General features: G+C 64.7%; 14 protein-coding genes. 10 read left to right on the forward strand and 4 right to left on the reverse strand.

Annotated elements, in window-relative coordinates:
• Positions 1–84: 84 nt before the first annotated feature.
• Entirely contained in the window at positions 85–1344 is a 1260-nt protein-coding gene (locus ACOJB8_RS39700; RefSeq protein WP_342949245.1) for an SGNH/GDSL hydrolase family protein, read from the reverse strand.
• Between the two features lie 266 nt (positions 1345–1610).
• Here ACOJB8_RS39700 and paaA point away from each other — a divergent pair, with 266 nt between their 5' ends.
• From paaA to ACOJB8_RS39740, 8 genes are all read left to right on the forward strand, one after another.
• The gene (paaA, locus tag ACOJB8_RS39705) at positions 1611–2609 is read left to right on the forward strand and encodes a 1,2-phenylacetyl-CoA epoxidase subunit PaaA (RefSeq protein WP_342949244.1); all 999 of its coding nucleotides are present in this window, start codon (positions 1611–1613) and stop codon (positions 2607–2609) included.
• Between the two features lie 40 nt (positions 2610–2649).
• Positions 2650–2934, forward strand: coding sequence for a 1,2-phenylacetyl-CoA epoxidase subunit PaaB (paaB, locus tag ACOJB8_RS39710; RefSeq protein WP_028203445.1), 285 nt, complete (start codon positions 2650–2652; stop codon positions 2932–2934).
• Between the two features lie 9 nt (positions 2935–2943).
• Entirely contained in the window at positions 2944–3750 is an 807-nt protein-coding gene (gene paaC / locus ACOJB8_RS39715) for a 1,2-phenylacetyl-CoA epoxidase subunit PaaC (protein WP_069264213.1), read from the forward strand.
• Between the two features lie 29 nt (positions 3751–3779).
• Positions 3780–4313, forward strand: a complete 534-nt coding sequence (gene paaD / locus ACOJB8_RS39720; RefSeq protein WP_069264216.1) for a 1,2-phenylacetyl-CoA epoxidase subunit PaaD — start codon at positions 3780–3782, stop codon at positions 4311–4313.
• A 1-nt stretch (position 4314) separates the two neighbouring features.
• Positions 4315–5403, forward strand: coding sequence for a 1,2-phenylacetyl-CoA epoxidase subunit PaaE (gene paaE / locus ACOJB8_RS39725; protein WP_475017676.1), 1089 nt, complete (start codon positions 4315–4317; stop codon positions 5401–5403).
• Between the two features lie 165 nt (positions 5404–5568).
• A complete protein-coding gene (locus ACOJB8_RS39730) occupies positions 5569–6393 on the forward strand; it encodes a DUF1835 domain-containing protein (protein ID WP_475017678.1) in 825 nt (274 codons plus the stop codon).
• A 6-nt stretch (positions 6394–6399) separates the two neighbouring features.
• A complete protein-coding gene (locus tag ACOJB8_RS39735) occupies positions 6400–7002 on the forward strand; it encodes a TetR/AcrR family transcriptional regulator (protein WP_342949240.1) in 603 nt (200 codons plus the stop codon).
• Positions 7003–7267: 265 nt separating this feature from the next.
• Positions 7268–7933: a GNAT family N-acetyltransferase gene (locus ACOJB8_RS39740; protein ID WP_368606121.1), complete on the forward strand. Its 666-nt coding sequence runs from the start codon at positions 7268–7270 to the stop codon at positions 7931–7933.
• Positions 7934–8016: 83 nt separating this feature from the next.
• Here the strand turns inward: ACOJB8_RS39740 and ACOJB8_RS39745 are convergent, their stop codons facing one another.
• Complete coding sequence (locus ACOJB8_RS39745; RefSeq protein WP_028203439.1) at positions 8017–8511, reverse strand: Lrp/AsnC family transcriptional regulator; 495 nt, start codon at positions 8509–8511, stop codon at positions 8017–8019.
• Between the two features lie 140 nt (positions 8512–8651).
• Here ACOJB8_RS39745 and hppD point away from each other — a divergent pair, with 140 nt between their 5' ends.
• Positions 8652–9749 carry a 4-hydroxyphenylpyruvate dioxygenase gene (hppD, locus tag ACOJB8_RS39750; RefSeq protein ID WP_069264228.1) on the forward strand — a complete coding sequence of 366 codons (1098 nt, stop codon included), beginning with the start codon at positions 8652–8654 and terminating at the stop codon, positions 9747–9749.
• Between the two features lie 146 nt (positions 9750–9895).
• Here the strand turns inward: hppD and ACOJB8_RS39755 are convergent, their stop codons facing one another.
• Positions 9896–10084, reverse strand: coding sequence for a hypothetical protein (locus ACOJB8_RS39755; protein WP_028203437.1), 189 nt, complete (start codon positions 10082–10084; stop codon positions 9896–9898).
• A gap of 404 nt (positions 10085–10488) precedes the next feature.
• Here ACOJB8_RS39755 and ACOJB8_RS39760 point away from each other — a divergent pair, with 404 nt between their 5' ends.
• Positions 10489–14091, forward strand: a complete 3603-nt coding sequence (locus ACOJB8_RS39760) for an indolepyruvate ferredoxin oxidoreductase family protein (RefSeq protein WP_475017682.1) — start codon at positions 10489–10491, stop codon at positions 14089–14091.
• Positions 14092–14181: 90 nt separating this feature from the next.
• Here ACOJB8_RS39760 and ACOJB8_RS39765 read toward each other — a convergent pair.
• Positions 14182–14650, reverse strand: a 469-nt coding sequence (locus tag ACOJB8_RS39765; protein WP_475017683.1) for a phosphate acyltransferase, incomplete at its 5' end; no start/stop codon positions are given.

The raw sequence follows: 14650 nt of genomic DNA on the forward strand, positions 1-14650 counted from the left end.
CTGACGTCGGAGACATCGAACTGCGAAGGGGGCGAATCTTATCGCCCCCGCCGGCGCTGTGCAAGGGGGTGGCGAAAATATTCCTCACTTGCGGGTAAGGACCTCCAGCGGCACCGCATTCGCCATCGCCGCGTAGCCCGCATCGCTTGGGTGGATGTGGTCGCCACTGTCATAGCCGTAACGCAGTCGCGCCGGATCTGCCGGGTCCCGCAGCGCGGCATCGAAGTCGACCACGCCGTCGAACGCCCCGCTCGTCCGAATCCACTGGTTCACCGCCGTGCGGATTGCCTCGCGCTCCGGCGGCAGTGAAGCTGGCGTGAGCGTCGCGCCGAAAATGCGCACGCCGCGCCCATGTGCCTGCGCGATCACGCGGCGGTAGCCCGCGATCAGGTCGTTCGCGTCCACGTGCGTATGAGGAAAGTCGCAGTCGAGGCCCGATCGCGCCGGCATCGCCTGGAAGTTGATGTCGTTGATGCCGATGAGCAGCACCACGGTCTTCACGCCCGGATGGCCGAGTGCGTCGCGGCCAAAGCGCCGCTCGAGCGCCTCGCCATAGCAAGGCGAATCGCTCAGCAGCCGGTTGCCGCTGATCCCGAGATCGATCACGCCGAGATCCGTGCGCTGCGACTGGGCGATGCGGCGCGCCAACGCGTCCGGCCAGCGACGGTTCTGGTTGAGCGAGGAACGCATGCCATCGGTAATGGAATCGCCGATCGCCGCGACTGTCGACGCCCCCGGCGCCTCGACCGCCAGCCCCGTCATCCACGCGTACTGCGTAAAGCGCTCGGTGAACGCGCCAATCGACGGATCGGCGACGTGATTGCCCGGACGAGAGACGTAATTCACCTGGCTCGCCACGCGGTGCCACGCAACCATCTTTTGCTCGGCTCCCATATAGGAGCTGATCGCGTATGGCGCGTGCGCCTTCAGATCGATCTGGACCGGATCGCTATCGAGCGCCGCGCCGGGCGGCACCGACACCGACGCCCGCCCGCCGAAGGTCACGTGCACCGTGCCCGCCTCGCTCGCCGCCGCGCCGCCGGCCGACGGTCCAATCGCCATCGCCTCGATCACGAGCGGCGTGCGCCCATAGAGGTTGCTCACATGCACCCGCGCGACCGTGCCGCCCAGCGTCGGATATACGATCTGGCGAACGGTACGTCCGGCCACCTCGGGCGCACGGTACAGCGCAGGGAGCGCGTCGCGCTCGGGAATCGACTGCAGCGCCGTCGCCCAGCTCGTGACCCAGGGGCTCGGGGCTTGATCCGCGAATGCCGGAGACGTGGCGCCCAGCGAAATGAACAAAGCGGCCGCGGCCGCGAGGGAAGCAAAAGAAATCTTCATCCGTGAACGAGTGCGCAGGCAAAGGGGCATTGTGCCCCATGGCCCGTTGCGCAGCCTTCCATCCACCTGACAATCCAGCGCACGAAACCACGCGAAAACCCACGCACAAGCCGCCCGCACCAACAAATCCCAGGCATTCATGCTGCCGCCCCACTAAAACTCAGCGGGAGGCCTGAATTTCTTTGCCCTACCTCAAAAAATTCATTTACCGACCGGTCGGTTGGTTTATACTGCGCGACATACCCAACTTCGACGAGAGCGTCTCCATGTACACGCAATCCCTCGACATCCCCGGCAACGTTGCTCCGCTCGACGCGGACGCAACCTCGCCGGAGCAGGCGCAGTTCGACGCCATCATGGCCGCCGACGGCAAGATCGAGCCGCAGGACTGGATGCCCGAAGCCTATCGCAAGACGCTCGTGCGCCAGATCTCGCAGCATGCGCACTCGGAAGTCGTCGGCATGCTGCCGGAAGGCAACTGGATCTCGCGCGCGCCTAGCCTCAAGCGCAAGGCGATCCTGCTCGCCAAGGTGCAGGACGAAGCAGGCCACGGCCTCTATCTGTATAGCGCGGCGGAAACGCTCGGCGTTTCGCGCGACCAGCTCGTCGACGCCCTGCACGCCGGCAAGGCCAAGTATTCGAGCATTTTCAATTACCCGACGCCCACGTGGGCCGATGTCGGCGTGATCGGCTGGCTCGTGGACGGCGCGGCGATCATGAACCAGATCCCGCTGTGCCGCTGCACGTATGGCCCGTACGCGCGCGCCATGATCCGCATCTGCAAGGAAGAGTCGTTCCACCAGCGTCAGGGCTTCGACGCGCTGCTCGCCATGATGAGCGGCACCGAAGCGCAGCGCGAACTCGTCCAGCAGGCCGTGAACCGCTGGTGGTGGCCGGTGCTGATGATGTTCGGCCCGAGCGACGCCGATTCGGTCCACAGCAACCAGTCCGCCAAATGGGGCATCAAGCGCATCTCGAACGACGACCTGCGCCAGAAGTTCGTCGATGCGACGGTCGAGCAGGCGAAGGTGCTGGGCGTCACGCTGCCCGATCCCGATCTGAAATGGAACGAAGCGCGCGGCCACTACGACTACGGCACGATCGACTGGGAAGAATTCTGGCGCGTCGTGAACGGCGACGGCCCGTGCAACCGCGAGCGTCTCGGCACGCGCGTGAAGGCACACAACGAAGGCGCGTGGGTGCGCGAAGCCGCCCTCGCCCACGCCGAAAAGCAACGTCAGCGCGCCGAAAAGCACGCAGCTTGAGCGCACCTCATACATGAATCAGGAAGGAAGGAGATCCACGATGAACAAGGAATGGCCGATCTGGGAAGTGTTCGTGCGTAGCAAGCAGGGCCTCGACCACAAGCACTGTGGCAGCCTGCACGCCTCCGACGCCTCGATGGCGCTGCGCATGGCGCGCGACGTCTACACGCGCCGCCAGGAAGGCGTGAGCATCTGGGTGGTGCCGTCGTCGGCAATTACGGCATCGGATCCGAACGAAAAGGCCGAGCTCTTCGAGCCGGCCGGCGACAAGATCTATCGCCACCCGACGTTCTACACGCTGCCCGACGAAGTCAACCACATGTAAGAGCGCAACATGACGACGCCCACGCCTGAACAACTCGCGTACGTGCTGCGCCTCGCCGATACGGCGCTGATCCTCGGTCAGCGCAATACGGAATGGTGCGGCCACGGCCCGATCCTCGAAGAAGACATCGCGCTCGCCAACATGAGCCTCGACCTGATCGGTCAGGCGCGCCTGCTCTACACGCATGCCGCCACGCTCGAAAAGGCCCTCACCGGCCGCGAGCGCACGGAGGACGACTACGCCTACTTCCGCGCCGAGCGCGAGTTCGCGAACTACACGCTCGCAGAACTGCCGCACTTCGGCCCGCTCGCCGGCACGACGCATTCGGCCAACGACTACGCCGTGACGATCGTGCGCAATTTCCTCTACGCCACGCTGATGGGGCATCTGTGGACCGCGCTGCTGCGCTCCGCCGACCCGCAACTGGCCGCAATCGCCGAGCGCTCGATCAAGGAAACGCGCTACCACGTGCACCATGCGCGCGAGTGGCTGATCCGTTTCGGCGACGGCACCGACGAATCGCACCGCCGCGCCCAGGCCGCCATCGACTGGCTGATGCCGTACACGCGGGAATTCTTCAGCACCGATGCCGTGGAAACGGCCGTGGCCGAAGCCGGCATCGCGCCGCTCGCCGCACAGTTCGAAGCGGCGTGGCGCACCGACGTGGAAGCCGCGCTCGAAGAAGCCACGCTCGCCATGCCCGCGCCGGTGTTGCACGTCACGACCGGCAAGCACGGCGAGCACTCGGAGCACATGGGTTTCGTGCTGGCCGAGATGCAGAGCCTCGCGCGCCAGCACCCGGACGCGCGCTGGTAAGCACCCCCGCAGGAACAGAGGAAGTCACGATGCAAGCAACGGCAGATCACGCGCTCGAACGCGCCTGGGAAGTGCTGGAATCGGTGCCCGATCCGGAGATTCCGGTCGTGTCGATCCGCGAACTGGGCATTCTGCGCGACGTGCGCCGCGCCGACGACGGCCAGATCGAAGTGGTCATCACGCCCACCTACTCCGGCTGCCCGGCGATGTCGCAGATCGCGGAGGACGTCGCGCACGCGCTCGACGCCGCCGCGCTCGCGCCCTACCGCATCGCGACGACCCTCACGCCCGCGTGGACCACCGACTGGATCACCGACGAAGCGCGCGAGAAGCTGCGCGCCTATGGCATCGCGCCGCCCACGGGCAACTGCGGCTCCGCGCCTCGATCGGCCGAACAGCCGATCACCTTCATCGCGAAACCGAAGCCGTTGCCCGCGCCCGCCTGCCCGCACTGCGGCTCGCAGCACACCGAACGCCTCGCGCAGTTCGGCTCGACTGCGTGCAAGGCGCTCTACCGCTGCATCGACTGCCGCGAACCCTTCGACTACTTCAAACCGTACTGATATGGCCACTCCGCAATTCCATTCGCTGCGCATCCGCGAAGTGCGGCCCGAAACCGCGGACGCGGTCTCTGTCGCTTTCGAAGTCCCGCCCGAGCTGCGCGAGGCGTTTCGCTTCACCCAGGGGCAGTTCGTGACGCTCAAGACGCACATCGATGGCGAAGAAACGCGTCGTTCGTACTCGATCTGCGTGGGCGTCACCGACTACGACCGCGATGGGGAGCTGCGCATCGGCATCAAGCGCGTGCGCGGCGGGCGTTTTTCGAACTTCGCGTTCGATCAGCTCGCGCCCGGCCACGAGATCGACGTGATGACGCCCGATGGCCGCTTCTTCACGCACCTGAATGCCGAGCACGGCAAGCACTACGTGGCGTTCTCGGGCGGTTCGGGCATCACGCCCGTGCTCGCGATCATCAAGACGACGCTTGAATCGGAGCCGCGCAGCGCGTTCACGCTCGTGTACGGCAACCGCAGCGTCGACTCGATCATGTTCGCCGAGGAACTGGAAGACCTGAAGAACCGCTTCATGAGCCGCTTCCGCCTCTATCACGTGCTCTCGGACGACCTGCAGGACGTCGAGCTCTTCAACGGCGTGCTCGATCAGGCCAAGTGCGCGGCGTTCCTCGAAACGCTCTTGCCCGCCGACAAGATCGACGAAGCCTTCATCTGCGGCCCCGGCCCGATGATGGACGCCGCCGAAGCCGCGTTCAAGGACGCGGGCGTACCGCCGCAGAAGGTGCACGTGGAGCGCTTCGGCTCGCCGCTGCCGCAGGCGGGCGTGCCGAACGTCGAGATCACCGAAAACATGCCGGCGGCCGACCTCGAAATCGTCATCGACGGCAAGAAGCGCAAGATGCGCCTGCCATACGAGGGCGTAAGCCTGCTCGACGTCGGCCTGAAGGCGGGTCTGGCGCTGCCTTACGCGTGCAAGGGCGGCGTGTGCTGCACCTGCCGCGCCAAGGTGCTCGAAGGCGAAGTGAAGATGGACAAGAACTACACGCTCGAGGAACAGGAGGTGAAGGACGGCTTCGTGCTCACCTGCCAGTGCCATCCGGTGAGTGAGCGTGTGGTCGTGAGTTTCGACGAACGTTAAGGCGTTAGAGCAACAGCACGCTTTCGGCCCGCAGGCGATCCGCTTACACTAGGGGCCGCCCGCGGGTGTTGCAGCGCAGCGCTGCAACACCCGCGGGCGGCTCCTTTTGTTATTTGCGTGCTTTCGGGCTTACAGGGCGTTCAGCGTGAACGCAACGAGTTGTCGATGACCACGATTCACCTCATTTACGGCGAGCCGGCCGTGACGGCGCTACGACAGGCTCTCGAAGCGGCAGGCCGTCCGGACCGCGTGATCGCCCTGCGCGACGACCTGACGGTCGGTCCGTTGCGCGACATCGACGTGGCGGGCGACCCAGGCGTCGCGCAACGCGCCGCCTTCTGGGAGCGCCTGAGCGATGCGCCGCCCGCCCTCGCCCACGACGACTGTGCGGCGCTGGGTGCGCTCGAAGCCGACGATTCCCACGTGGTGTTCTGGCACACGCACGACGCCGCCCACCAGCTCGCGTTGCGGCGGGTCTGCTACCGCTTGCGCGACGTCCCGCAGCGCCTGAATGAAGTGCGTCTGACTGCCGACGAAATTTCGGGCCCGAACGCTGCAACCCGCATCGAGGCGCGCTTGCCGGACGCCGCGCCGATCTCGGTCCTGCGCATCACGCGTCTCGCGCTGGAGTGGCAGGAAGCCAAGTTCGCCAATGGCGAGACGCGCCGCTGGCGCGACAACACCTTTACGAGCGGCACGTGGAGCGACCTCGACGCCATGATCCTCGACGTGCTCGACGCCCTGGAAGACCGTCCGGCGGACGCTTCCTGGCTCGCCAGCGACGTGCTCGGCGCAGCGCTCACGCGTGGCGGCGCCGGCTTCACGGTTGGCGAGCCGGTCGTGCTGTGGCGCCTGCGCGAGTTGTGCGCGGCCGAAGAACTGCGCCTGCGCGACGATATGTGCGCCGCCTGCGCTCCGCTCGCCGCTGCCGCGCGCGCCGCGCGTCCGCCGCTGCCGCAAACCGCCGCGCACCTTTCCCTCCCCCGCTGAATTCCCATGGCACGCACCCGAGCGCCCGACCACGAAACCCAACGCGACCAGATCCTCGAGCTCGCCGCCGCCAAGTTTGCGCAGACGAGCTACCCGAGCACCTCGATGTCGGATCTCGCGGCCGCCAGCGGCACCTCGAAGGCGCGGCTCTATCACTATTACGAGAGCAAGGAAGCGATCCTCTTCGACCTGCTCGATCGCTACACCAAGCGGCTCATGCTGATCATCGCGGAGGTCGAAGGCGCGAGCCAGCGGCGCGGTCACGACGAGCGCGAGAGCTTCGCGGAGCTGATTCGCGCGTTTCTCGCCGAGTACGAAACCTCGCACAGCCGCCACGTGGCGCTCCTGAACGACGTCAAATACCTCGTGGACGCCCAGCGCGAGATCATCCTGAACCGCCAGCGCGACGTGGTCGCCGCATTTACGCGCCAACTCGCGCGCGCGTATCCGGGCCACGTCACGATCGAAAACCAGACTGCGCTGACGATGATGGTGTTCGGCATGATCAACTGGACGTTTACGTGGCTCAAACCCGGCGGCCGCATGGGATATCGCGACTTCGCCGAGCAGGTGATCGCCATGGTCGATCACGGTCTGAAGGGCGCCTGAAGGTGGCTTGGGACGGTGCTCCGGGCGATAGAACTTTACGGGCCAGATTGCTGCAACGCGACATGATGCGTCAGGACAACAGTTGACGAGTCAAACGACTCATTCAGAATAAGCGTTAATAATCAGTCGCTTGCGCTCATATTTTTATTAATTAGGCGCAACACTCAAATTTGCACTCCGGGTTTTCCCTAGAGTGCATCCAGGGTTTCCGCTAGAATGCGTTTTGCGCTGCATCATGCGGCATGCATTCCAAGGAGAACCCATCATGAACCCGCTTTCGACCCAAGCCAACGTGCCGATCATGTCGTCCGCTCGTCCGCTGACGTCCGGTCATGCGCCCGTCATGGTGCGAGTGCTCACCTCGGCAGACCGCGAACGCCTGCTCGCGCACTTTCTCTCGCTCGACAGCGACGACCGCCTGCTGCGCTTCGGCCAGGCCGCGCCGGACCACGTGATCGAAAAGTACGTGCGCTCGATGGATTTCACGCGCGACACCGTGTTCGGCGTGTTCGACCACCAGCTGCAACTCGTGGGCGTCGGCCATCTCGCCTACCTGCCGGCGGACGGCAACGGCCGCACGGCCGAGTTCGGCGTGTCCGTGCAGGAAAGCGCGCGCGGCCAGGGCATCGGCTCGAAGCTGTTCGAGCGCGCCGCCATCCGCAGCCGCAACACGCACGTCACCACGCTCTACATGCACTGCCTGTCGCGCAACTCGACGATGATGCACATCGCGAAGAAGTCGGGCATGAAGATCGAGTACGCGTATGGCGAAGCCGACGCTTATCTCTCGCTCGAGCCGGCCGACCAGAGCAGCATCATCGCCGAAATGCTCCAGGAACAAGCCGCCGTGTTCGACTACGCGCTCAAGCGTCAGGCGCGCCAGGCCAGCAAGCTGATGGAAACGATCCTGCCGCAGGCTGTCGCGGCGTGACTCCTGCCCTTCGGGACAGACTGATGCATTGAAAAAAGCGGCCTCGGCCGCTTTTTTTGCGTCTGCTGCACGGCGCCGCGCAGTCAGCGGATCGGCAAAGCCGTCGTTTCCTTGAACGTGTCGAGCGAAAAGCTGGACTTCACGTCGATCACCGAAGGATGGTGCAGCAACTGGTCCTGCACGAAGCGCGAGAAGTGCGCCATATCCTCCACCTGCACGCGCAGCAGAAAATCCATGTCGCCCGTCATCGCGTGGCAGGCCACCACCTCCGGCCAGGTCTGCACCGCCGCACGAAACAGCTCGGCGTGCGTCACGCCTTCGCGCCCCGCCGCCGTCGGCCCGCGCTTTTCCAGCCGCACGTTCACGTAGGCGAGCAGGTCGAGCCCCAGCTTTTGCGCATCGAGCAGCGCCACGTAGCTGCGGATCACGCCGCTTTCCTCCAGCCGCCGGATGCGCCGCAAACACGGGCTCGGCGAGAGATTCACGCGCTCGGCAATCTCCTGGTTCGAGAGCCGGCCATTCTCCTGAAGGATCGCCAGGATGCGCCTGTCGATCGCGTCCAATTCGATACTTGCCATTTTCTGCCTTCTCAACACTCATTTAAGGCAGTTTATAGCGTAGATCGACAGCAATGCGACCCAACTCGCAAGTTTTCTCCCAATACGGCGGACTACACTGTGCAGCACGAAATCTGATCTACATCAGCCAGGAGACAACCATGCAGGTCCCCAACTGGGAGAACCCCGTCGGCACCGACGGCTTCGAATTCATCGAATACACCGCGCCGGACCCCAAGGCGCTCGGCAAACTGTTCGAACGCATGGGTTTCACGGCCATCGCGCGGCATCGCCACAAGGACGTGACGCTCTATCGTCAGGGCGATATCAACTTCATCGTCAACGGCGAACCCGACTCGTTCGCCCAGCGCTTTGCGCGTTTGCACGGCCCGTCGATCTGCGCGATCGCCTTCCGCGTGCAGGACGCCGCCAAGGCCTACAAGCACGCGCTCGAACTTGGCGCGTGGGGCTTCGACAACAAGACGGGCCCGATGGAGCTGAACATTCCGGCCATCAAGGGCATTGGCGACTCGCTGATCTATTTCGTCGACCGCTGGCGCGGCAAGAACGGCGCGGCGCCGGGCAGCATTGGCGACATCAGCATCTACGACGTCGACTTCGAGCCGATCGCGGGCGCCGAGCAGAACCCGGTCGGCCACGGCCTCACCTATATCGACCACCTCACGCACAACGTCCATCGCGGCCGCATGAACGAATGGGCCGAGTTCTACGAGCGCCTCTTCAACTTCCGCGAAATCCGCTACTTCGACATCGAAGGCAAGGTCACCGGCGTGAAGTCGAAGGCGATGACCTCGCCCTGCGGCAAGATCCGCATCCCGATCAACGAGGAAGGCGGCGAGACGGCAGGCCAGATCCAGGAATACCTCGACGCCTATCACGGCGAAGGCATCCAGCACATCGCGCTCGGCACGAACGACATCTACCGCACCGTGGACGGCCTGCGCGCCAGCGAAATCGCGCTGCTCGACACGATCGACACGTACTACGAGCTCGTAAACCGCCGCATTCCGGGCCACACCGAGCCGCTCGAAGAACTCAAGAAGCGCAAGATCCTGATCGACGGCATGCCCGAAGACCTGCTGCTGCAGATCTTCACGGAGAACCAGATCGGCCCGATCTTCTTCGAGATCATCCAGCGCAAGGGCAACCAGGGCTTCGGCGAGGGCAACTTCAAGGCGCTGTTCGAATCGATCGAACTCGATCAGATCCGCCGGGGCGTGGTGCAGGACAAGGCATGACGCACTCGCATCAGTAATTTCGGCCAAAGCCAAACAAAAAGGGCGAAAGATCGCGCGATCTTCGCCCTTTTTGACTTTTGAATCCGCCGCCGCACACCCCGGCGCCGGATTCGGGTGAATGGAATACTGCGCGGATCAGCGCGGCATCAGGATTTGCGTTCGGCCTTCGCGGCCGGCATGGCGTTCGTATCAGCCTTCATGCTCAGCGTGTACTGGGCGCATCGGGTCGTCGCATTCTCGCCGCTCTTTGTGCTGGCGTTCGAATGCAGCGGCGCGCTCATGGCAAAGAACGCAGCCGAGACCGTCAGGAAGGTCTGGATATGTCGATTATTCATGCTGGACTCCTTTTTTAGACTGCCTGTTGCAGTAGTGCCCCTTTTAATAACTGTTAACAGCCAGGGAAGCTGCGCGGTTCGCACAGGTGAGGGAGTTAGACAGGATATTCAAGTCCGGTTCCCAGGTAGTGCAAGTTTTACACGTTGTTACTCCTCTGAGGAATTCGATACATCCGTTATTACAAGGGGTTTCAGGCCGCATGCGCGACAAGGCGCCGCGGGCCCGAAACATGCAGCGGAGTGCGGCGCTGCGCTCCGAGGCTCGAAGCGGCGGGTTTATCCGAGTGCTACTATCGAAAGAAAGAAGCCAATATGGCGACCCCGGCCAGAGCATTCACAAGATGCCGAGGCCCTGAAGTTCTGGCGATCCCACAACGGATTGGTTGGATGGAGGAAGACACATAATGAATGCCCCGCTAGACGCAGGTCAGCGCGCTTCGCTCGAAGCCGCACTCGCTTCCGTCACGCTCGACGATAAATACACCCTCGAACGCGGCCGCGCGTACATGAGCGGCATCCAGGCGCTGGTCCGCCTGCCGATGCTGCAGCAGGAGCGCGACAAGGCCGCCGGTCTCAATACCGCGGGGTTCATCTCAGGCTATCGCGGTTCGCCACTCGGCGGTCTCGATCAGTCCCTCTGGAAGGCGAAGCAGCACCTCGCCGCGCATCAGATCGTCTTTCAGCCAGGTGTGAACGAAGACCTCGCCGCGACCGCCGTGTGGGGCTCGCAGCAGGTGAACCTGTACCCGTCCGCGAAATACGACGGCGTGTTTTCGATGTGGTACGGCAAGGGCCCGGGCGTCGACCGCAGCGGCGATGTGTTCAAGCACGGCAACTCCGCCGGCTCGTCGCCGCACGGCGGTGTGCTCGTGCTCGCCGGCGACGACCATGCGGCCAAATCGTCCACGCTCGCGCACCAGTCGGAGCACGTCTTCAAGGCCTGCGGACTACCGGTGTTGTTCCCCTCGAACGTCCAGGAATATCTCGACTTCGGCCTGCATGGCTGGGCGATGAGCCGCTACTCGGGCCTCTGGGTTGCAATGAAATGCGTGACCGACGTGGTGGAATCGTCGGCGTCGGTCGAGCTCGATCCGCATCGCACGAACATCATCCTCCCCGAAGACTTCGCGATGCCCGAGGGCGGCCTTAACATCCGCTGGCCCGATCCTCCGCTCGTACAGGAAGCGCGTCTGCTCGACTACAAGTGGTACGCGGGCCTCGCCTATGTGCGCGCCAACAAGCTCGACCGCATCGAGATCGATTCGCCGCACGCGCGCTTCGGCATCATCACGGGCGGCAAGGCGTATCTGGATGTGCGCCAGGCGCTCACCGACCTCGGCCTCGACGACGAAACCTGCTCGCGCATCGGTATCCGGCTCTACAAGGTCGGCTGCGTGTGGCCGCTCGAGGCGCAGGGCGCGCACGCCTTCGCGCGCGGCCTCGAAGAGATTCTCGTGGTCGAGGAAAAGCGCCAGATTCTCGAATACGCGATCAAGGAAGAGCTGTACAACTGGCCCGACGCGCAGCGTCCGCGCGTGTACGGCAAGTTCGACGAAAAGGACGGTGCGGGCGGCGAATGGTCGGTGCCGATGGGCAACTGGCTCCTGCCCGCGCACTACGAGCTGTCGCCGGCGATCATCGCCCGGGCGATCTCCACGCGGCTCGACAAGTTCGAATTGCCTTCGGACGTGCGCGCGCGTATCGCGACGCGCATGAGCGTGATCGAGGCCAAGGAAAAGGCGCTCGCGAAGCCGCGCGTCCAGGCGGAGCGCAAGCCGTGGTTCTGCTCGGGCTGCCCGCACAACACATCGACGAACGTGCCCGAGGGTTCGCGCGCGATGGCCGGCATCGGCTGCCACTACATGACGGTGTGGATGGACCGCGGTACGAGCACCTTCAGCCAGATGGGCGGCGAAGGCGTGGCGTGGGTCGGCCAGGCGCCGTTCACGAACGACAAGCACGTGTTCGCCAATCTGGGCGATGGCACCTACTTCCACTCGGGCCTGCTCGCCATCCGCGCCGCGATCGCCTCGAAGGCGAACATCACCTACAAGATCCTCTATAACGATGCGGTCGCGATGACGGGCGGCCAGCCGGTCGACGGCACGCTCACGGTGCCGCAGATCACGCATCAGGTCGCCGCCGAAGGTGCAGCAAAGATCGTGATCGTCACCGACGAACCCGAAAAGTACGAAGGCGAACCCGCCACGAAGCTCGCGCCGGGGGTGACGATCCACCACCGCGACCAGCTCGATGCGATCCAGCGCGAACTGCGCGAGGTTCCCGGCACGACGATCCTGATCTACGACCAGACCTGCGCCACCGAAAAGCGCCGCCGCCGCAAGCGCGGCACGTATCCGGACCCGGCGAAGCGCGTGGTCATCAACGAGGCCGTGTGCGAAGGCTGCGGCGATTGCTCGGTGCAGTCGAATTGCCTGAGCGTCGAGCCGCTCGATACGGAATACGGCACGAAGCGCCAGATCAACCAGTCCACCTGCAACAAGGACTTCTCGTGCCTGAAGGGCTTCTGCCCGAGCTTCGTGACGGTGGAAGGCGGCCAGCTGCGCAAGCCGAAGACGAGCAGCGTCGCGAACGAAGCGATGCCGACCGTCCCGACGCCCGACGTGCCCGCTATCGACCGCCCCTACGGCGTGCTCGTGACGGGCGTGGGCGGCACCGGCGTGGTGACGATTGGGGCGTTGCTCGGCATGGCCGCGCACCTCGAATCCAAGGGCGTGACCGTGCTCGACGTGACCGGCCTCGCGCAAAAGGGCGGCGCGGTGATGAGCCACGTGCAGATCGCCAACCGCCCCGGCGACATCCACGCGACGCGCATCGCCATGGGCGAGGCGAACCTCGTGATCGGCTGCGACGCCATCGTGACGGCCGGCGACGACTGCGTCTCGCGCATGCAGGAAGGCATGACGCACGTGGTGCTCAACAGCGCGCCCACGCCGACCGCCGAGTTCATCAAGAATCCGCAGTGGCAGTTCCCGGGCTCCAACACCGAAGCCGACGTGCGCGCCGCGGCGGGCACGGACCACGTCGCGACCGTCGATGCGAACCGCTACGCGCTCGCGCTGCTCGGTGACGCGATCTACACGAACCCGTTCGTGCTCGGCTACGCGTGGCAAAAGGGCTGGCTGCCGCTCACGCACGAGTCGCTCGTGCGCGCGATCGAGTTGAACGCGGTGCAGGTCGAGAAGAATCTCGCGGCGTTCGAATGGGGCCGCCGCGTGGCGCACGATCGCGCCGCCGTGGATCAGCTCGTGAAGAAGCCGATGGCCGAGCAGAACGCCGAAGCGGCCGGCGCGAAGATCGTCTCGCTGCACACGCCAAAGGCGCTCGACACGCTCATCGAAAAGCGCGCGCAGTATCTCGCCGCGTATCAGAGCGCGGCATACGCGCGGCGCTATCGCGCGTTCGTCGAAAGCGTGCGCGAGGCCGAAGCGAAGCTCGAGCACGTCGACGGCCAGTCTCCGCTCACCGAGGCTGTAGCGAAGAACCTGCACAAGCTGATGGCGTACAAGGACGAGTACGAAGTCGCGCGCCTCTACGCGGACCCGGCGTTCATCGAGAAGATCAAGGCGAGCTTCGAAGGCGACTGGAAGGTGAATTTTCATCTCGCGCCGCCCTCGCTCGCGAAGCATGACGACAAAGGCCAGCTCGTGAAGAAGCAGTATGGCCCGCGCATGCTCACGGCCATGCGCGTGCTCGCGAAGTTCAGGTTCCTGCGCGGCACGGCGCTCGACCCATTCGGCCGCACTGAGGAACGCCGTCACGAACGCGCATTGATCGGCGAGTACGAAACGCTGATGCGCGAAGTGATCGGCGGTCTGAGCGAGGCGAATCTGCCGCTCGCGCTGGAACTCGCGAACCTGCCCGACGCGATTCGCGGTTACGGCCATATCAAGGAGAACAACCTCAAGGCCGCGCGCGCGAAGTGGGCCACGTTGCTCGCGAAATGGCGCTCGCCGGAAAACGGCGCGGCGCGGCACGCGGCTTGACGCTCACCTGATTCGAGGCGGTAAAAGCAAAGGGCGCTCCGTGCAATACGGAGCGCCCTTTTCACATCAGGCGATTCACGCCAAAGCGATTTACTTCGCTGCAGCCTTCGCCACGTTCGCGTTCGCCGAAGCCACCGCCGTCATGTTGATGATGCGTCGCACGGTGGCCGCCGGCGTGAGGATGTGCACCGGCTTCGACGCGCCCAACAGGAACGGGCCGACCGTCACGCCTTCGCCGCCGATCACCTTCAGCAGGTTGTAGGCGATGTTGGCCGCTTCCACGTTCGGCATGATCAGCAGGTTCGCTTCGCCCGTGAGCGTCGTGCCCGGGAACGACTGCTTGCGGATCAGCTCGGAGAGCGCCGCGTCGCCGTGCATTTCGCCGTCCACTTCGAGTTGCGGCGCGCGCGCGGCGATCAGCTCGCGTGCGGCCTGCATGCGCTGCGCGGTCGACGAACGCACGCTGCCGAAGTTCGACGACGAAAGCAGCGCGACCTTCGGCGTGATGCCGAACTTCTCGATTTCGCGCGCGGCGAGGATCGTCATGTCGGCGAGCTGC

The organism is Paraburkholderia sp. BR10141 (assembly GCF_056155635.1).